General features: G+C 55.1%; 12 protein-coding genes. 2 read left to right on the forward strand and 10 right to left on the reverse strand.

Annotated elements, in window-relative coordinates:
• Positions 1-18 precede the first annotated feature (18 nt).
• From OLTU_RS24490 to OLTU_RS24530, 9 genes are all read right to left on the reverse strand, one after another.
• Complete coding sequence (locus tag OLTU_RS24490) at positions 19-2,133, reverse strand: carboxy terminal-processing peptidase (protein ID WP_141735377.1); 2,115 nt, start codon at positions 2,131-2,133, stop codon at positions 19-21.
• A gap of 245 nt (positions 2,134-2,378) precedes the next feature.
• On the reverse strand, positions 2,379-3,305 hold the full coding sequence (locus tag OLTU_RS24495; protein ID WP_141735378.1) for a hypothetical protein: 927 nt from the start codon (positions 3,303-3,305) through the stop codon (positions 2,379-2,381).
• A gap of 153 nt (positions 3,306-3,458) precedes the next feature.
• Positions 3,459-4,904: an MlaD family protein gene (locus OLTU_RS24500; RefSeq protein WP_141735379.1), complete on the reverse strand. Its 1,446-nt coding sequence runs from the start codon at positions 4,902-4,904 to the stop codon at positions 3,459-3,461.
• A gap of 163 nt (positions 4,905-5,067) precedes the next feature.
• Positions 5,068-5,817, reverse strand: coding sequence for an ABC transporter ATP-binding protein (locus OLTU_RS24505; protein WP_141735380.1), 750 nt, complete (start codon positions 5,815-5,817; stop codon positions 5,068-5,070).
• A complete protein-coding gene (locus OLTU_RS24510; protein ID WP_141735381.1) occupies positions 5,814-6,623 on the reverse strand; it encodes an MlaE family ABC transporter permease in 810 nt (269 codons plus the stop codon). Before OLTU_RS24510 ends, OLTU_RS24505 begins: the two co-directional genes overlap by 4 nt.
• Before the next feature lie 111 nt (positions 6,624-6,734).
• Positions 6,735-7,859, reverse strand: a complete 1,125-nt coding sequence (locus OLTU_RS24515; protein ID WP_141735382.1) for an ArsA family ATPase — start codon at positions 7,857-7,859, stop codon at positions 6,735-6,737.
• Positions 7,856-8,785, reverse strand: coding sequence for an ArsA family ATPase (locus tag OLTU_RS24520; protein ID WP_141735383.1), 930 nt, complete (start codon positions 8,783-8,785; stop codon positions 7,856-7,858). Before OLTU_RS24520 ends, OLTU_RS24515 begins: the two co-directional genes overlap by 4 nt.
• Before the next feature lie 50 nt (positions 8,786-8,835).
• Positions 8,836-9,084, reverse strand: a complete 249-nt coding sequence (locus OLTU_RS24525; protein ID WP_218110240.1) for a Sec-independent protein translocase subunit TatA/TatB — start codon at positions 9,082-9,084, stop codon at positions 8,836-8,838.
• Positions 9,085-9,114: 30 nt separating this feature from the next.
• On the reverse strand, positions 9,115-14,520 hold the full coding sequence (locus OLTU_RS24530) for an ATP-binding protein (protein ID WP_141735384.1): 5,406 nt from the start codon (positions 14,518-14,520) through the stop codon (positions 9,115-9,117).
• A 179-nt stretch (positions 14,521-14,699) separates the two neighbouring features.
• Between OLTU_RS24530 and pyk the strand changes: the two genes are divergently transcribed.
• The gene (gene pyk / locus OLTU_RS24535) at positions 14,700-16,184 is read left to right on the forward strand and encodes a pyruvate kinase (RefSeq protein WP_141735385.1); all 1,485 of its coding nucleotides are present in this window, start codon (positions 14,700-14,702) and stop codon (positions 16,182-16,184) included.
• Here pyk and OLTU_RS24540 read toward each other — a convergent pair.
• Positions 16,083-17,132 carry a GGDEF domain-containing response regulator gene (locus OLTU_RS24540; RefSeq protein ID WP_141735386.1) on the reverse strand — a complete coding sequence of 350 codons (1,050 nt, stop codon included), beginning with the start codon at positions 17,130-17,132 and terminating at the stop codon, positions 16,083-16,085. The two genes, pyk and OLTU_RS24540, sit on opposite strands and share 102 nt — an antisense overlap.
• 224 nt (positions 17,133-17,356) lie before the next feature.
• Between OLTU_RS24540 and OLTU_RS24545 the strand changes: the two genes are divergently transcribed.
• A complete protein-coding gene (locus OLTU_RS24545) occupies positions 17,357-19,510 on the forward strand; it encodes a transglycosylase domain-containing protein (RefSeq protein WP_141735387.1) in 2,154 nt (717 codons plus the stop codon).
• The last annotated feature ends 9 nt before the right edge of the window (positions 19,511-19,519 follow it).

A 19,519-nucleotide genomic window follows, 5' to 3' on the forward strand; every position in this document is an offset into this window, starting at 1 on the left:
TTGCGTCCCCGTTTCTCGTCATTTCTTCCCGGGTTTCACCGGATTTTTGTTATCACTCACCGACTTTTCCGCTTTGGCTGGAGCCTTGGTCTGGGAGGCCAGCATCGCGGGCAGTGCCGGCTGACCTTCCAGTTTTTGCTTCCGGAGCAGCTGCACATAGTCAGCAGCGACGCGTATGGTTTCCTGCAGATAGACGTCATCCTTGAGCGAGAACTCGGCGGATTCGTTCAGCAGATCCTCTTCCGCACTCTCTTTTTTGTCCTTCTTGTCCTTGGCGTCCTCTTCCTTTTTCTCTTTCAAGGAAACACGGGAACGCTCTTCCTTGTTCTTTCTGTACTTCTCGATCTCGTCCCGAATCTTCTTGAACTCGGCGTCGGTGGCAATACGCGATTCCGAACGACGCTTCAGCTCAGGAACAAAGGGTTTCGTCAGATTGAACTTGGAATACTTGGCGGTCTTAATCTCTTCATAGGGAAGAGCATAGTCATAGTACTTCTCACCGATTTCCAGCTCATCCACGATACTCGGCAGAACCAGATCGGAGTTCACGCCTTTCAGCTGGGTCGAAGCCCCGGAGGCGCGATAGAACTGATTGACGGTCACCTTCACCGCACCCAGCTTCTGAGCCAGGTCATTCAGGTTCTGGACCGTGCCCTTGCCGAAGGTATGCGAGTCCCCCACGATCAGACCACGACCGTAGTCCTGGATGGCGCCGGCGAAGATTTCCGAGGCCGAAGCCGAGTGCCGGTTGATCATAACGACGAGCGGACCATCATACCAGGTGCTTTCATCGGGATCGTAGTAGGTTTCCGTCTCACCGTTCGAAGCCTTGACCTGGACCACAGGACCGGCGCCGAAGAACAGACCGGCGGTGCTGATCGACTCATCCAGACCACCGCCGCCGTTGCTGCGCAAGTCGAGAATCACCGCATCCACACCCTTCTGCTTCAGAACCTTGAGCTGCTCCTTGGTGTCATTCGACGAGGAACGATAATTTTTCAGGCGTCTCTGCCGGCCTTCGAAGTCAATATAGAAGGAGGGCAGGGTGATCACACCAACCTTCAGGTGTTTGGTTTTGCCACCTTCCTTGGTGTCCACTTCAATCACATGCGAGGAAGCCTGCTGCTCGACGAGCTGGATCTTTTCCCGAACAATGGGAATGACCGTTTTCTTCGAGGTATTCGATTCCTCACGCAAAACGGTCAGCTTGACGACCGTACCGCGGGCCCCGCGGATTTTCTTCACCACTTCCTGCAGGTCCATGTCGATCACATCCACGGCCTCGCCATTCTCCTGAGCGACCGCGATGATCTTGTCATTGACCTTGAGCAGACCACTTTTTTCCGCCGCCCCGCCCTTCACAAGGTTGGCGACGATGGTAAAGCCGTCCTCGCTCCGCAGACTGGCGCCGATTCCCTCGAGCGACAGGCGGGTACGGATCCGGAAGTCTTCCAGATCTTCCGCAGGCATATAACTGGAGTGAGGATCCAGCGCCGCAGAGAAGGCATTGAGGAAGACCCCATAGACCTTGTCTTTGGTCAAATCATTATGCCGGCGCACCAGGAGCTCGTAGCGCTTTTTCAGCTTCTCGCGAGCCTTTTCGATGGTATCCACGCTCATTTTCAAGTTGAGCAGCTGAAACTTGATCTGCTTGCGCCAGCGCTCATTGACCTCTTCCACAGTCTTGGGATAGGCCATGTTCTTGCGGTCCACATTCAAGTATTCATCGATCGTGAAGTCATGCTTCTCGTCGATCACCTTGTTCACGAACTTGCTCCGCTCGTTGAACCTTTGGGTGTACTTATTCATGATTTCATCGATCACCGCACAGTTCATGTCGCGGCCGATGAGATCATCCAGGCGGTTGGCGTACTTGCTGGTGAATTCATCGAAGTCAGACTGATAGAAATACATTTTCCCTGGATCCCAGGATTTCAGGAAATTGTCGAGAGTCCGACGGGATATTTCATCCGTAAAGGAGTTATAAGAAAAGTGCATCTTGAAGTACAAAAGCACGAGCTGCCTCACCTCTGAACATGTCAGGGCAGATGCAGGCCCTGAACTACAGAGCAGCAGAACGGCCAACAGTGAATACCGCAGATACCGTCCAACTCTGTTTGCTTGAATAAGCATTCCGTCAACCTCCCAAGAAATCCCCCAGGTTCCCCGCCTGCGAAACCTATTCCACCATTATAGCAAACCGCTGATTTTTCGTATGGATCATTTTTACACAGCGAATGGGCTAATCGGCAGAGTCTGCCTAGGGTATAGCTCATTTCTTTGTAACAGGACTGAGGGGATTAGGGTATGGGAAATTGCAGAAGAAACGGGTGAGAAAGGCTTAAGAGGAGCGGACGGGAAGTCCCGTCCGGAATTGATCACCACGCAGTTTCCATTGTGGATTTTGCGCGTTTTTTGCGTGCTTTCGGAAGAGTCGTTGAAACCTGACTGATCGCCAGATTCCAGACATCGGTCACGTCGCGGGTTTCATCTTGAGCCGGAGCCTGGGCTACAACCGTGGCCAATCCTGTGACAGACGAAAACTCCTCGGCCTCGCCAGCGTCATCGCGGTAAAGTCTTTCCTCTTCGACTTCGTACATCTTATGGGCCGAACGACGACGGAGCAGCACGACCAGGAAACCGGAAACCAGCATGAGGCCCAGGGCGGAGCCGGTATAAAGCAGTTCCTCGTAACGCTTGGGAGCGACTCCTTCCAGTTCCGCGGAGATCATGGCATTCCATGCCTGCGTCATGGCCTCTTCATTGTTCTGGAAGGCATCAGTCAGATCCGTATAGGTCAGGAGCGCCGAGTTTTTCGACCCCGAGATGAAGATATGCATCTGACTCATCGGAAATCCATTCAAGAGGAACGCGGTATAAAGAAGGATACCGTCAGCTTTTTGTCGATAGTCGATGAAGCGGTGCTCAAGCACCTGAAAGTCGCGCACGCCAGGGGCTTGACCGAAATCAACTTCGAGCTTTTTGCGCAGACTCAGGGCTTCTGTTTCATCAATGGGTCGTGCTTCATGCATGACCGCGACGGTAATGTTGCGATCATAGGTAGGCTTGCTGTAGTCCTTGATTTTTTCCTGCGTACGAACAGGCTGCAAAACCAGGGTTTTACCCCTATGATTGGGTTGAATCAGCCAGCCCGTAGGTGGCGTCAGCGTAAGACCAATCTCGGGTGCCATCCAGGGGCGACCTTCAGCAATCCTGGGGAGTTCACCAGCGCTCATGGGCAGGGAGACAGTCGCCAGAGCGGTGGCGATTAGAGTATTTTGTAAGAGGCGGACTAAGGACTTCATCGACTTCCACTCCACTTATGGTCCACAGCAACAACGCCCAGGCGTCTGGGTGCCTGCAAAATGGCATATAAGGGGTGGATCTGTCAATAGATCTTATGACAAAAAGGCATAATTTACGCGAACCTGCCTCGGCTTGGTCTTAACTTGCGGGAATTATTGACCACTCGTGGCGATGGCGGCCATTCCGAACAGGGCCTTCAGGTCCTGGTCATTGAAGGTCAGACCGGCGCCAAAGAAGTAGTTCGTCTTGGGATCAATGGTCGTCGTACCGAGCTTATAGCGTGTGGGGTCATCAACGCCGGCCATGGCCATGAGATGATCAAAAAAGAGAACGCTGGCGTAGGCCTTGATATGCGCCGTTCGGCGGATATTTTCATTTTTCTTAGCAAAATCATAGACTTCGGTTGAAACACGGATCCGATCCTTCCACAGATAGATATCGGCCGCCGCTCCGCCCGTGGTTTCAAAGAGACCCAGGCGGGCCCCGATCCATTTCCAACGCTTGGCGATCTGCAGATTAAAGCGCAGGGCTTTGTCATCCTTGATCCGTTCGCGCGTGTGCGTATTGGTGGGACCGAGTCCGTCATCAATGGTTTCCGTGCGGGTATCGATGGTGCGTTCCGAATAGTCGGTGAAACCGATCAGGTAATAGGAATCCGGACGGGTGGTGAAGCGCAGATTGAAAAATGTCTGGCTGGTTTCATCCCGCCGCAATTCGCTATGTGTATCCACAGAAACCTGCAGCTTGGTCACAGGAGCCAACACCTGGCGCAAATCCTTCAAGGCCCCTTCGACTTCCTCGAGGGCGGCATCGTCGTTCACCAGTTTGCCGAGCGTACCCTGACCTTTGTCGATTTTCTCGGAGATCTGTTTGATATTCGCCGTGGCGAGTTTGACTTCTTCCATGGATTCATCAAAGTTGGCAAGGATGCGATCGATCTTCGCCCGGTTTTCCGGATCGGTGATCTCTTTCAGCGAAGCGGAAACTTCACGAATATTCGCAACCATGACCCGGATGTCCTGGCGATTCTCCGCGAACATCTCCTTGGCATTGGCGGTCAGCTCTTCGATGTTATTGACGATGTTACCGATCTTCTGCTCGCCTTTTTCATCCCCGAGCACAGCCGCCAGGTTTTCCGTCACTTTCTTCACATCGGCTGCGATCGAGCCCACCAGCTTCACCACCTCGGCAATATCCGCCGAGTCCGGGGAACGGGGAATATAACCGTTGGCGCCCAGGCGCTCGCCGGCGCCTTTTTCAGGGCGCACGATGTCGATGTATTTATCACCCAGGAAACCCACTGTCCGCACCGCGATCTGGGAGCCGGCCGGGATCGGCACTTCCTCCAGGACTTCGAGTTCGACTTCCGTGGCGCTCTCGCTGAGCTTGATCCTCACCACACGGCCGATATTCACGCCGTTGGTTTTTACGTGTGTGTTTTCCAAAATACCGGAGGCGTCCTTGAGGACGGTGTAGTAGCTGACTTTGGCCTTGCGATCGAAAAGTTCCGGGCTCACAAAGAATATGGCCACTGCGGTCGCGGAGAGGCCTATCAAGGTAAACAGGCCAACTTTGAATTCCGTTCCCATCCGGCTCATGAACTGTGAACTCCTTTTAAACCAACTCAGCCCTTCACTTATCGACTGCTGGGACTGTAACTTAACGAATACGCAGGGCCTTCGTCCAATGAATAAACCACAAATTCCCAGCTTTTATCCAGCTGATCTGTGCGCTTGAAAGCACAGCTGTGCAGCCCTGGTCTCAGAAAAACTCCATTGGTCCGTCGACTTTTCCGGCGAAAAACTGCCGAATCACCGGGTCCTTGGAGGTGCGGAAAGCGTCCGGCGCACCGGCCAGCTGCACCCGACCCTTGTAAAGCATCACGCAATTGTCCGCGATATCCAAAGCCGCTTTCAAATCATGGGAAATGACCACCGAGGTCAATTCCGGATCATGTTTCGAAACGTCCACGATCAGTTGGTCGATCATTTCCGAAACCAGAGGATCCATGCCCGTCGTCGGCTCATCATAGAGTATGATCTTGGGCCGATGCACCAGAGCCCGGGCCAGTCCCACCCGCTTTTTTTCACCGGTGGAGAGTGCATCGGGAAACTTCTTTTGAATCCCGGGCAAACCCACCTGTTCGAGGACTTCCTCGGCACGATCCCGCATCTCGGCAACCTTCATCCGGGTATGTTCCCGCAGCGGAAACATCACATTTTCGCCCACCGAAAGGCTATCGAACAGGGCCGCTTGTTGAAACAGCATCCCGAACTTCTTGCGGTATTGCAGGAGTTGTTCCTCATCAAACTCCGTGATGTCGTCACCATCCACCACCACCCGCCCTGAGGTCGGTTTCAAGAGGCCCATGATGTGCTTGATGGTCACCGACTTTCCCTCCCCCGACTTGCCGAGGATCAGGGTGATTTTCCCCTTGGGGATATGCAAATCCAGCTCATCGAGCACGCGAAAGCTACCGAAAATTTTTGTAACCTGATGGAACTCAATCATTTCCAAACGATCTGTAAATAGGTGATCACAAAATCCACACCGAGCAGGGTCAAAAGCATCATGACCACCGCGTTGGTGGTCGCCTTGCCCACACCCTTGGCACCGCCCGAGGCCACCAGCCCGTAACGGCAGGCGAGCAGGGAAATAATCCCGCCAAAGACAAAGGCTTTTTGCAGTCCACTCCACACATCGCGCCAGGTCACAATCCGCGCCATCTTATCGAAAAAGATTCCCTGGCTGATATCAAAGATGCTCAGCGCAATGATCAGTGAGGCGATCTGTCCCATCAGGTTGAAAAGAGCCACCAGCATAGGCAGCATCAAAAGACAGGCGACGAGGCGCGGCACAACCAGATAGCTTATGGGGTCCACCGCCATGGCTTCCATGGCATCGATCTGTTCGTTGACTTTCATGGTGCTGATTTCAGCGGTGATCGCCGCACCGGCGCGACCGGCGATCAAAAAGCCCGCCATCAGGGGGCTCAGCTCCCGGGCCAGGGCCTTGGCATTGGCCGCTCCTAACATACTCTCGGCACCGAACAGCACGAAGATGGTCCCAACCTGCAGGCTGACCGCGGCACCAATGAAAAAACCGCACAGCAGGATGATAAAGGTCGATTCGTAACCGATGAACTGCATCTGCTGAAGGATCAACCGCGCCCGGAAGGGAGGGCTGAAGAGTTCACGAAACGTGCGCCCGACAAAGACGAGAAATTCCCCGAATCCTTCGATCAACCCCATGACCACATGCCCCACCCCGGTAACGGACTGGACCATGAGGGTACTGAGCGAGCGCGGCACGGCCATGGACAGAGATCTCCCATGTGGAGCCCAGCAGGGGCCTGTGTTGAGTTTATCAAGTCCGGAAAAGGTCGCGAATACCGCCAGGTTTTTGACTAACGCGTCCCGGCCAGTCCCTTAAGCCTGGTATGCGCGGGCTTCCAGCAGGGCATCGGTAAATTGCCACAGACTCTCTTCACTGTGAATCATCTGCCGTTGTTCTTCCAGCAGTAAAAGAGGGACGCTTTTGCCAAAGAGTTGTTGCGCCTCAGCCGCCAGTTTTCCAGCCTGGGACGCCGCATAATGGTGACGGCGGCTGATGACAGCAAAACCGGGGCGTAACTCGGTCCAATGACGGTCGCTCTGCTCCCAGGCCTTGGCCGCTTCCTGCAGTGCAAAGGGCAGGTTGCGATTCATGATCACGGTGAGCAGAGGATATTGATTGTTTTTCAATTCCTGCAAAAGATAGGAGGCCGACCGCACGGCATTGTCGGTTGGCGCGGAGACCAGAACAAAGCCGGTGGAATTCTGCTTCAAAGCCACGGACACTTCCCGGCCGACCCGGTTGAAGCCGATGATGACCTCTTCCATCAGCACCAGGAATTCAGCCAAAAGCTTGAGCATCTTGATGCCGGTGATGGACGAGATGCCATGCATCACCTTGCCGCCGGCTTTGAAGATGGCGCCAGCCCCCAGCTTTTGGGCCAGGTGGAAGGGCTTGATCATCCAGCTCATCACGCCGTGTTCAATGAAGCCGGACAGGATATTGGGACGGGCCAGAAAATCCAGGGCATGCGTATCCGGTGGCGTATCGAGCACGATCAGATCATAGCGCCCCTGACTCAGCATGGTTTCAAGTTTGGCCAGGGCCATGTATTCCAAAGGCCCCCCAAGGTTGCTCGAAACCTCCTTGTAGATCGAATTCTCGAAGATCCGGCTGGCGGTTTTGGTATTGGGCGCGAAACGTCGCACCATATCATCAAAGACGGCCTTTTGATCCAGCATCGCGGCTTCCACCTCACCTGGAACCTGCCGCTGCAGGCGCACCCGTGACAGTTCACTGCCCAGGGGAATGCCCAGGGCATCGGCCAGGCGTTTGGCCGGATCAATGCTGAGCAGACCCACGCGCAGACCGAGTCGGGCCCCGAGCAGAGCCAGCGCAATGGAGCTTGTCGTCTTGCCCACACCACCGGAACCCACGGTGACCAGAATGCGCGAACTTTTAATCCAGGCTTCCAATCCTGCTTGATCATCTCTTGTCATACACGCACCGCCGCTTGCATCCAGGTCAAAAGCTCATCCTTGGGAACAGGTTCGGTAAAGGCCCCCACTTCGGGCAAACGATAGAGCGGGAGATTCCGGCCGAACTTTGTGGAGAATTGCGTCAGTCCCTCGCGCAGGCGATCGATCGCCGCCTGTTCACTCGTCACCCGGTCCCGCCAGTATTCAACACCGGGTCGCAGGACCTCGGGATAATCCGCAGCGTTCAGCTGGTCCGGCAACGGCGGAAAGGTGCGATTGAGCATGACCGCCGTCAGGGGCGCTGGAGTTTCCGCCTGCAGTTTATCGACGAAATCCAGAGCTTCGCTGACCACCAGGTCCTCGGCCACGGTCACCAGCACGACCGCGGTTTTTTCCGGATCTGCGATGAACGCGCGAACCCTTTGCGTCTCGTCGATCACCGGCCCCATCATGCCCGAATGCAAAACTGCATCCGGTGTTTTCATGAGACTATGGAAATGTCCGGAGGCAAAACCATCCAGAATCACCAGATCGAAACGATCCTCGACATCGAGTTCCGAAAAATAAAAAAGCCGGCCGAGCAAAGTCAGCTCCGCGATCCCGGGCATCATCTGAATAAAAGAACGAACAATCGGCCGGGTGAAGACTTTTTGAAACAGGGTGGCAAACCCAAGGTGTTTGATCACGAAGTCACGGAAATTATCCTGCGGATTGAGATTGATGACATAAATGCCGGGTCTTAATTCACGCAGATTATGGCCAATTGGCTGAGAACCGAAGAGTGGGGCCAGCTGATCATGGGCACTGGACTCGACGAGGCAAACGCGCTTGCCCATGGCACTCGCCATCTGCGCCAGAGCAAAACTGCTTAGGGTTTTGCCGATCCCGCCCTTGCCTGTGACCATGACAAGTCGCTTGTTCAACAGCTCAGAAAAAAGATCCTGCAAGAGCACCCCCTCAGACAAGATGAACCCGGCAACATAGACGAGGGTCGTCTTCAGCTTTTCTTGTCGTCTTCTTTGTTTTTGTCGGTCAGCTGTGGCGCATCATCCTTCACGCCTTTTTTAAAATTCTTGATGCTTTCCCCGATGGCGCCGCCGAGCTTTGGCAATTTGGTCGTGCCGAACAGCAAAACAATCACGGCAGCAATAATCCCGATTTCCAACCAACCCAAACCCATCATGTCCCAATCTCCTTTGCTATGATTTTCTGCCGCCATAACCAGCTGCATGCTGCTGGTTATCATATGCTGAGCCTTTTTCAAAGAACAGTCAATTTATCCTGCCCGATCGAGGCCCGTTTGCGAAGCTGTCGGCTGCCCGTTCCAGGCTGCAGCCACAAAATACCTCGGCATGTGGGCATCGATCAAATTTTGTTTCAAATATTCGCGGAAGGTCCATCGTTTCTGCTCCCAATTCATCGCCTCGAAATTCTGTTCCTTCAGACCCGCAAGGTTCAGGCGATCCAGTTTGCTGGAATCATGAGCCAGAATGTAGACGCCTTTCAGCATCGTGCTTACGTGCACTTTCCAGTAGCGCAGATAACGGCCGTTACTCAGGTGAATGACAACCTGGTTCTGGGGTGTGACCTCGTTGGTGGTCCCGAGCACCATGGGACGGGCCGAACCGAAGTGTCCACTCCAGACTTCACCCTTCTGCCGATGGATGATACTAAAGGAGAGGTTGATGCTCTCCAGGTTCTGAATACCTTGATAGGAATGGAATTGACGTTCCACCGCCTCCTGCACGTCCTGCTCGCTGATCTGATCACGACCCACACCGGAAAAGAGCGTGCGCAGGACCAGCATCTCATGCCAGAGCACGGACGCCAAGGGCGCCCGGAGATCCTCGGGTCCATTGAGGCGGCAGTAAACGATCAGATAACTCTGCTCGCTCATATTGATGCCCAGGTACCAGACCGATTCGCGGGCGCTCCGGAGATGGCCTTCGGTCCAGACATGCAGCCAAGGGCAGGACTCCAGATGATAGCTGCCGGGTCCATAACTTAAAAGGGGCAGGCCTCCGTGGGCGGCTTCACCTCCCAGATAGCTGCGCAGCCAAATCCCCATCTGGGCACCGAAGGTATCAAGGAGCTGGCGCAGGAGCGTCGAGTCCTCATCCTGCAGACGGCTTCTTTCCAAAAACAGGACACCCAGACCGCGGTTGGCATAACGAATGGGTACCAGCGTATTCATGCTGCGTTGGGCGAGGCGATCGCCGACCATTTCATTTTGTGGTGGGCGTTCCCCCAGGCTGGGCAAAGGCTCAGGATGCGAAAGAACCAGGGTGCTTTCCACATCCTCGGCCATGTCCCGATCCTGCGAAGGTCCCGCATCCTGGTGGCTAAAGAGGGGCGGGGGACGGCGCTCCACGATGGATTGCGTGTGCCCCTGCATCCAGGGCGCATCCCCGACCGGAATGGTCAGCGAGGACCTGAGATTCAGATAAGGTCCGACATAGGCAATCATCTGCTGCAGCCGATCGCTGGGAGGCCGGCCGAGGGCATCAAACGCGGCGACATCATTCGCGGTGATCAGATGCAGTTCGGCAAACACAAGGCGGTCGTTCAGGAGTTCATAGATTTTGTTTTTCGCTTCCACCAGCCCCATGACATCGGGTTTGAGTTGCGGCAGAAGCAGCATGTGCTGACGGACAAGGGGATCGATGGCTTCGACGGAGGCGCCGAGTTCCAGGCGACTCTGGCCCGTAAGGTCTTCGGCGGTCAGATGACCCAGATCCCGCGCGGTTTTGCGGGCCATGGCCACCACCAGATCAAGACCGAGTTTCTGGGCCTGGTCCGCTGCTTTTTGCACATAGTCCACCCGAACCACGGCGCGCTCCTGGAAGAGATGCCGACCAAACCAGAGTTCCGTCAGGAGCTCCACCAGAGGCTGCTGGGTGATTTTCGAACGTTTCAGGGCGATATCAAACAGCGGTTTGATATCCTTGCCGCCCATCACCTCCTGCAGGCGCGCGACGGTCAGAATGGGAATGGCGCGACGCCTCTGTCGCGGCTCCTCGGCCATTTTCATGAGGCGTTCGAGCGTCGGCTGCACCGAGCGCGTCATGAGCAGTTCCTCGCCATATTCAAAGGCGAAGACTTCATGGAAGAGCGTGACATAGAGCAGAACGAAGTCGATTTCAAAGGGCAGCAGGAGGGGATTTTTCAAATCATCGTGGAACAGCAGCATGGCCTCGTAGTAGGCGCTGCGAGCCTTGTCCTTTTCCCCGGCGGCAAAGCTCACGATGCTTTCCGTGATGCGCATGAAGGTATCCGTCCGGCGATTGTTGGCCCGGCTGCGTTTTTCAATAAAGCTGCGATAGCTGACGATCAGATCGCGCTGCCCCGAGAGCAGAAGCCAGAAGAGATACATGGCAACCGCACGCGGGGTCAGCCAATGACGGATGGTCAGGAGACCCGGCAGACTCTGGATCATGCGGGTCAGTTCCTTGCCCTGCGCCTGCGTGAAGGCGAGGAAGATCCGACAGATTTTTTCCTGCATGGCCGGCAGAAGGAAATCCGGGCTTTCCAGACCCTTTTGCATGCGCTCCAGGTTTTCGCGCGGGTCTTCAAATTTCCCCTGATATTGATCGATGATCAGGGTCTGAATGAAGGAAAGATAGGCGATGATCGACTCCCAGCCCTGATCATGAGCCCGCTCGTGAATCAGATCGAGCAGATGATAGGCCCGCTGCTTCATCCCCATAAAGGCAAGGATCAAAGCGTGATCACAGAGCAGGCGCAGGGCCAGATCCTCCGGAACGGAGACCTTCTGGCAACGATTCAGAAGCGCGGTGTGATAGACGAGCCCCAGACGCTTGTCATAGTTGATGCCGGCCGATTGCCCGATGAAATAGAGCAGGAAGGGATGAAAGGTCTGCTGATCATGCCGGGTCGGGACCGGTTCCGCCTGCTTCAGAATCTGCATGGGCAGGCTGTAAGGCAGCGGCATGGCCACCGCCTTGAGCATGACCCAGGCGGCCCTTATATAGCTGAGCATATTCAAGCGGATGACCGGGAATTTCAAGGTTTCAAACGCCTGGACCAGCTCCCGCAGCGTTGAGGCCACGTGACCGCTGACGAGGCTCAGATGCAGGAGCTTATAGGTGGCATAGGAATATTCCATCTGATTGAGCCGGAGCTGCTTCAGTTCCTTATAGATCTGCGCGGCCTCGGCATAATCGCGCTGGGCAAAGAGGATGTCCGCGAGGCTGTGCAGGATGGTTTTTTGCACCTGAACCGTTGCGGTGGATTCATCATGCCAGTGCGGAACCAGAGTGCGGGCATTCGCGTAGTAACGCTGCGCGGTGAGGAGCGCCTTCACTTCGATGGCCTTGCCACCGGCCCGCATGTTATACACCAGGGCCTTTTCCACCATTTTCTGATCCGAGGCGATATCGGTCGGCAGCGCCTGATAGAAATGATGGGCCAGGGTAAAAATGGTCTGCGCCCGTTCCTCCCCGGAGCTTTGCTCGAGGCGCAAAGCCACAAGGCGATGCAGCTCACAGCGCCTTTGCACCGGTATGGTATCGAGTATCATCTCGCGGATGCTGCGATGCGTGAAGGCGAAGGCGCGATTTTTGGAACCGGTGGCTGGGTCCTGGCTGCGTGTCACCAGTCCGTTGACCAGGGAAAACTGCAGAATGCGCATGATGGTCGTATCATTGAACGGCGACTGCACCCGCAGGGCATCGGCCGTGAAATGCATCCCGACGATGGCCGCCACTTCCAGCACGCGCCGATCGCTGGCATCCATTTCATTCAGGCGATTCAGGGTCAGGTCTATGGAATTGGATTGAATTTCCGCCTTTTCGATTTCATCCAGCTTGAAGCGCCAGTAACCCTGATCATCAAGGCTGAGCAGCTCCTGAGCCACAAGACTGCGATGCAGTTCGAGCAGATAAAGGGGATTGCCGCCGGTTTTTTTCTGTAAAAAGCTGAGAAACTCAGGATCCATGCTCTGTGAAAGGTTGAGGATGGAGCGATTGAGGCGCGCGATGTCATCCTCATTCAGGGTCGCGAGTTCGATCTCGGCATAGCGACGGCGCAGCTTGCTGAACTTCGCCAGGAAGTTTTGAAAGTTGGTGCCTTCGTCCTCGCCCAGGGGACGGTGGCCGATGATCAGAAAGAAGCGCTGCGAATTGTTATGACTGAAGAAGCGGTCGATCAACTCCAGACTTTTGTCATCCGCCCATTGCATGTCATCAAAGAAGAAGGCGACCGGCTCGGAGTCACTGGCCAGGCAGCGGGTGAAGTCCGAAAAGGCCTTGGCAAAGTCATTGAAATCGAAGTCGCGTTCCTGCTCCAGGCCGTTGCGAACGTTTTCATCCTCCAGTTCCTCATCCAGATAGGGCTTGAGGCCCTGAACGATCTGGGCCACCATCGGCGCGGTCGGGCCGAGCAGGGTGCGCACCTTGCGTTTGATCTCCTCGGCTTCCACGGCCTGGGTTTTGTGCACGTGAATCAGGTATTCGTTGAAACCGTTGGCCAGGGCGTTGAACGGCAGGTTGTTTTCATGCCGTGAAAAACTGGTGCTGATATAACGGATGCGATGGCGGGCCAGATAGGCCCTGAATTCCTTGAGCAGACGGGTTTTCCCGGTTCCTGCCGGGCCGCGGATCACTGCGAGGCGGCTGCGGCTATTCTCCTTGGCAATCGCATTGTAATTGCTCACCAGGTTATCAAATTCCTCCTGGCGGCCCACCATTTCCATATTGCTGGGCAGGATATTCAGACGATCATAACGCCCCAGTTGAAAACGCTTGTGGGTACGGCCCGACGCCAGGATCTTGCGCACGCGCTGCAGATCGACGTGCAGTCCGAAGGCGGTCTGATAACGGTCCTTGGGATGCTTGGCGATCAGTTTCATGACGATGTCATTGACGATGCTCGGGATATCCGGGCGCAAAGCCGTCAAGGGTTCCGGGGCGGCATGCGCATGATCGCGGGCCAGCTTTTCCCGGGTGTTGCCGAGGAAGGGCGGGCGCCCGGCGAGCACTTCATAGAGCATGCAGCCCAGGGAATAAAGGTCGGCGCGATGATCGATGGGCGCGTCGAGATACTTGCTGTTCTCAGGAGCCATATAAAGAGGCGTGCCGGCGATATCCAAAAGACTGTCGTCGTTGGAATAAAGGTCGAGTTCTGTCAGATGCGCAATGCCAAAGTCGAGGACCTTGACGATCAGGCTGTCATCGCTGTCGGCGCTGCGTTCGATGATGATATTCTGGGGCTTGATATCGCGATGAATGATGTTTTTGGCATGTGTATATTCCAGGGCTGAGGAAACCTGAAGGCCCAGCTGGAAAAAGAATTCCAGGCCCTTCCGCCCCCCTTTGGTGAGCGACTCCTTCAGGTTATGGCCCTGGGCCACTTCCATCACAATATAATAACCGCTGATGGCCCGGTTGCCTGGCGAGCGCTCCGGTTGATAAAGTCCCAATTCGTGAAAGGCGATGATATTCGGATGGCGCAAGCGGCTCATCAGAGCGGCTTCCCGCTGGAAGCGCAGCACGTCCTCGTAATCCAGACTGTCGCGTTCGATCACTTTTATGGCGACCTGTTGCGAAGGATCGGCAAAAGGAATGGCACTATAGACGCGACCCATCCCGCCCCCACCGATTTCCCCGGTGATGCAGTAGCGATCGGCTATATTTGTACCCACCCAAAGACTATGCCGGCTCACAGATAAATCCCCATTTTTTGTCGAAACGACCTAAAAACCTCCTGGATTGTCACGGGTCCTGACTGGTTTTTCGGCTCCCGCTCGAAAGTCCTTAAGGTCGGGAATTTTTCCTGCTAGAAAAGTGTGGACGCTTGTTGCCCCAGTTACTGTTTCTGGATCAAGAACTCGGAAGGAATGCTATGTCAATTTTGGCAAGTCAATCAGAAGCCTCGGTGAGCAAGAATTACCTCATGGACAGGCGGCACACCAAGATCATTGGGACCCTCGGGCCCTCGTCCTCGACCTATGAGGTGCAAAAGAAGCTGATTGAAGCGGGTCTGAATATCGCCCGTTTGAATTTTTCCCACGGGGATCATGAAACCCATGCGAAGAATATTGAATCGATTCGACGTGCCAGTGCCGAACTGGGCCGTCCAGTAGCTCTCCTGCAGGACTTGCAGGGACCCAAAATCCGCGTCGGACGCCTGATCGGCGGTCAGATGGAAGTTCAGACTGGTGAGACCTATCGGCTACGTTATGGCGTCGAGCAGGATGACCCCAAGATCATTCCGATCGATTACCGGGGCCTCGTGCACGACGTCAAAGTTGGCCAGCGCGTGATGATGGATGATGGTCTGCTCATTCTCCAGGTCCATGCCGTACACGATGAAAGCGTGACCGTGCGCGTGGAGGATGGCGGCATCCTGAAAAACCGCAAAGGTGTGAACTTCCCGGATTCCAAACTGTCACTGCCGGCCATGACCGACAAGGACAGCAAGGATCTCCTCTTTGGTATCGCCAATCGCGTGGATTACGTGGCCTTGTCCTTTGTTCAGGATCCGGCCGACATTTATCAGATCAAGGCCATGATCAAGGCGCTGGGTTCCGATGTGCCGGTGGTGGCCAAGATCGAAAAGCTGCCCGCGATGGAACAGATCGATGAGATCGCCAAGGCCGCGGATGCCCTGATGGTGGCCCGGGGTGACCTGGGGGTGGAAGCCAACGTGGAACGCGTCCCGAACCTGCAGAAAAAAATCATCGCGGCCGCCGCGCGGGCGGGCAAACCGGTGATTATTGCCACGCAGATGCTGGAATCGATGATCACGAACCCCAGAGCCAGTCTTGCGGAAGTCGCGGACGTGGCCAACGGCGTGCTCGACGGCGCGGACTGCCTGATGCTTTCCGGTGAAGTGGCCAGTGGCCGCTATCCGGTCGAGGCGGTGAAACGCATGGCCACCATCATTGAGAAGGTGGAAAACTGGACCTTCAAACGCCCCTCGCGCTTTAACATGAACGATCCTCTGACCCAGAGGGAAACGTGGGAAGTGAACGAGTCGATCGCCATTTCAGCTTGTGAGGCCGCCGATACCCTGAAAGCCAAGGCCATCGTTTGCCTGTCCCTGACCGGCTCGATTGCCCGATCGATTTCCAAATGGCGACCCAGCACACCGATCATAGCGATCAGTCCGCGGGCGGATGTCGCCCGACGTCTGTCGCTGGTCTGGGGCATACACGGCATCCCAAACCAGGCTTTCTATAATACGGATACGCTTTTGCAGAATTTGCCGGTCGTCCTGAAGGACCTAGGCATTGTGGAGTCGGGGGATGTTGTGGTGATCACGGCAGGAATCCCGATCAATCAGATGCGGCCGTCCAATATGATTAAAATCAACCGGATACCGTAAGATCATGCCACTGACCATGTTTCTGCCGTTGCGCTTGCTGCGGTAGAGCATGACGTCAGCGCCTTTGATCAAATCATCCGACTTGCCTTCGAATCCAGGATCCACCCAACACATCCCGAAACTGCCGGTGAGTTTCACCGTATATTGCTCTTTTTTAAAGACGCTGCGCATGATCAGGTCCTGGATGCGTTCGGCGATATCCCAGACCGTTGAAACCGATTGGGTCGGAACGCAGACGATATATTCATCGCCACCGTAACGGGCGGCCACTGCATCCTTGCCCAGCACACCGGAGTGCGCGATCAAACGTCCGACTTCGCCGATCACAAAACTGCCGACAAGATGATTCGCACTGTCATTGATCTTTTTAAAATGATCCAAATCCAGCATGATCACGCCGAGACCGTAATCACCCTTGCGACAGCCTTTGATAAGCTTTTGATAATCAATATTAAAGGCTCGCATGTTGCTTAAACCGGTCAGCTCATCGGTGAGGCTCAGCATTTTCAAGCGATGATTCACCGACCGCAAACGATCGGCCATCGCCTTGAAACGGAAGACCGAGTTCACCCGGGCCACGCATTCCCGATCCGAAGCCTTGCCATCGATGAAATCATCGCCGCCATGCATCAGCACGCGCTCAAAGACGCCATCGTCGTGTTGAACCTCATGACTGAAAAAGACAAAACCCGTATGTCTGTCTTTTTCCCGAGTCCGCACCTCCTGACAGAAATTCAGGCCGTCGTCACCTCCATGTTCCAGGTCGATGACGACAAGGTCGGGATGCAATTTATGGAAAACCTCAAGCGCCTGTTCACCGCGTGTGGCGCTGACGACGTGATCTATCCGATACAAGGAATCTGGGTTATTATAGTGACGAGGCTCGGCGAAGAGTGTCCACAGCCGACTGGGTGTACCCGATGCCGGTTCGATGATCAATACTTTCATCGATTTTTTGCCTGTTTGCTTCACAGAATACCTCAAAGTAAAGCTGGGCCACCACCTTTCTTGAGATATCGGCCATGTTCCTTATTGTTTAAGGTTTTTTCAAAAGTTTCAGTAAGTCTTGGAAAGTTCATTGGTCTTCCATCAAGCGCAGACGAGCTTTGCAAGCCTTTTGGAATGACGGTTTGGTAGTTCTGATGTTTTCGCGCTCTAACCCAGAAAAATAAATGAAGTATTCAGGAAAAAAGAAAAACTTACTCCACGTAAGAAGCCGCAAGCTGTGGCAAAGGCTGAAGTATGCCTGGACCAGCCTGCAGGGGCGCATGCCGATCAAACGCCTTGCCGCCTGGCTGAATCTGCGAGGAAGCGATCGACGCCGCAAGGTGCTTTTGAGCCTGGGCGCCATAGGTCTTGTGCTGCTCGGCACTCTGGTTTGGATGGGCCTCTGGCTGCAGCAGACCGGTGTGCTGCATCTCGACCAGTCACGCCTCACCGTGATCATTGATTACAAGCATTCGGACAATTCCCTGGTTTACGATCGCAATGGCGAAAAGATCGGGGAGTTTTTCAGCGACTATCACGTCTTCGTCCCTTATGAAAACATCCCCAAACCTCTGATTCAGGCTGTGCTGGCGGTCGAGGATCGGCATTTTTTTGATCACCACGGCATCGATCTGCGTGGCATCATGCGGGCCTTCCTGGCCTCGGTGCGCAGCGGTGGATTTACGCAAGGCGGCTCCACCATCACCCAGCAGGTGGTGCGCAATTTTCTTTTGAGTCCCGAAAAAACCTTTGAACGCAAGATCAAGGAAGCCATCCTTGCCATTCAACTGGAACGGCATCTGAGCAAGGAAAAAATCCTCGAAATTTATCTGAATGCTCTTTTCCTTGGGCAGGGTTCCTATGGAGTCGGCGCCGCATCCGAACGGCATTTTGGAAAGCCGCTGCGGGAGCTCGACGTTCACGAGCTGGCCTTGATCGCCGGTCTTTTTCAGTCCCCAAGTCGCTACAATCCGCACAAGGCTCCCAACCAGGCCAAACGTCGGCAAAGGCAGGTCCTCAAGGCCATGGTGCGGGCCGGCTTCCTCACCAAGGAAACCTATAAGACCTACCGCCGCAAACCCCTGACCTTCAAATCCCAAAGTCAGTTGAATACGACCTTTGCCCCTTATTTCATCGATGCGGTGCAGGAGCAGACCGAAACTCTTCTGACCGGCGATGTGCGGGGACGGGGCCTTAGAATTCACACGACACTGGATGTCGCTCTTCAGGAGGAGATCAACAAGGTCGTCGATCAGTCGAGCGATCTCTTCGCTGCTGCCGCCACCAAACTTGTCCATGTGCCGACGGGTATCCCCAAGGTTGTTGAAACCGCAGCCGTGGTGCTGGATCATCGCAGCGGTGATGTACTAGCCATCGTCGGCGGCCGGGACTATGCCCGTTCGCAATTCAACCGCGTGCTCAAAGCCAAGCGCGCTCCAGGCTCCTCCTTTAAACCTGTGGTTTATGCCCTCGCTTTGCAGGCTGGCATGAAATGGTCGGATATGTTCTATGTGGGTCCGGTGGTGATTCAGGATTATCGGCCACGCAATTACGGGGGTGAATATCTTACGGAAGCCACCCTTTACAATGCATTCTATCGCTCCATCAATTCCCCGGTGATTGAGATCGGCCAACGTCTGGGCACAAAGCGCGTACTCGATCTCGCCCGCAAGATGGGAGTGACCACCGAGCTGAAAAATCAGGCCGGCACGCTGCTCGGAGGTTCGGAGGTGACGCCGATGGATATGGCGGCCCTCTATGCGACCATTGGCAACGGTGGCGTTCAGGTGGACCCACGCATGATACTCAAAATCACCGATCGTGACGGCAATGTGGTGTATGAGGCTCCGCCACCGCCCCGGAAGCCCAAACGGGTTTTGCCGGAACAGATCAACTATCTCCTGACCGATGCGATGCGCGCCGTCTTCAAATACGGAACCGCGAGTACGTTTGCCGAAATGGGCGCCTATGCCGGCGGCAAGACGGGAACCACCGATGATGCCAAGGACAACTGGTTCTGTGGCATCACCTCGAATCTCACCACGGTGGTGTGGGTCGGCACGGATAACAATCTCGCCTTCACCGGCACGGTCGCGGCCAATACCCTGGCCCTTCCCGTTTGGGCGAAGATCGTGCAAAGGGCCCGGCAGCGTTATCCGGGTGAGGATTTCCCCGTGCCGGAAGGCATCAAGGTACTCAAGGTGCATCCGCTGTTTGGACATTTGGATCCGAGCGGGATCGATATGACTTTTATTGAAGGACGGGAACCCACGCGGACGGAATCAGCCCTCTCGGTGGTCCGGGAGACAGGCAATTTCCGCGATTTCTTGGATCGCTAAAACATGCCG

Origin of the sequence: Oligoflexus tunisiensis, from assembly GCF_001748245.1 — a bacterium.
Lineage (GTDB): Bacteria > Bdellovibrionota_B > Oligoflexia > Oligoflexales > Oligoflexaceae > Oligoflexus > Oligoflexus tunisiensis.

Bases quoted from the DNA above. Each gene is read 5' to 3' on its own strand.
- OLTU_RS24490 (WP_141735377.1), bottom strand. From the start codon at position 2,133: ATGCTTATTCAAGCAAACAGAGTTGGACGGTATCTGCGGTATTCACTG.
- OLTU_RS24495 (WP_141735378.1), bottom strand. From the start codon at position 3,305: ATGAAGTCCTTAGTCCGCCTCTTACAAAATACTCTAATCGCCACCGCT.
- OLTU_RS24500 (WP_141735379.1), bottom strand. From the start codon at position 4,904: ATGAGCCGGATGGGAACGGAATTCAAAGTTGGCCTGTTTACCTTGATA.
- OLTU_RS24505 (WP_141735380.1), bottom strand. From the start codon at position 5,817: ATGATTGAGTTCCATCAGGTTACAAAAATTTTCGGTAGCTTTCGCGTG.
- OLTU_RS24510 (WP_141735381.1), bottom strand. From the start codon at position 6,623: ATGGCCGTGCCGCGCTCGCTCAGTACCCTCATGGTCCAGTCCGTTACC.
- OLTU_RS24515 (WP_141735382.1), bottom strand. From the start codon at position 7,859: ATGACAAGAGATGATCAAGCAGGATTGGAAGCCTGGATTAAAAGTTCG.
- OLTU_RS24525 (WP_218110240.1), bottom strand. From the start codon at position 9,084: ATGATAACCAGCAGCATGCAGCTGGTTATGGCGGCAGAAAATCATAGC.
- pyk (WP_141735385.1), top strand. From the start codon at position 14,700: ATGTCAATTTTGGCAAGTCAATCAGAAGCCTCGGTGAGCAAGAATTAC.
- OLTU_RS24540 (WP_141735386.1), bottom strand. From the start codon at position 17,132: ATGAAAGTATTGATCATCGAACCGGCATCGGGTACACCCAGTCGGCTG.
- OLTU_RS24545 (WP_141735387.1), top strand. From the start codon at position 17,357: ATGAAGTATTCAGGAAAAAAGAAAAACTTACTCCACGTAAGAAGCCGC.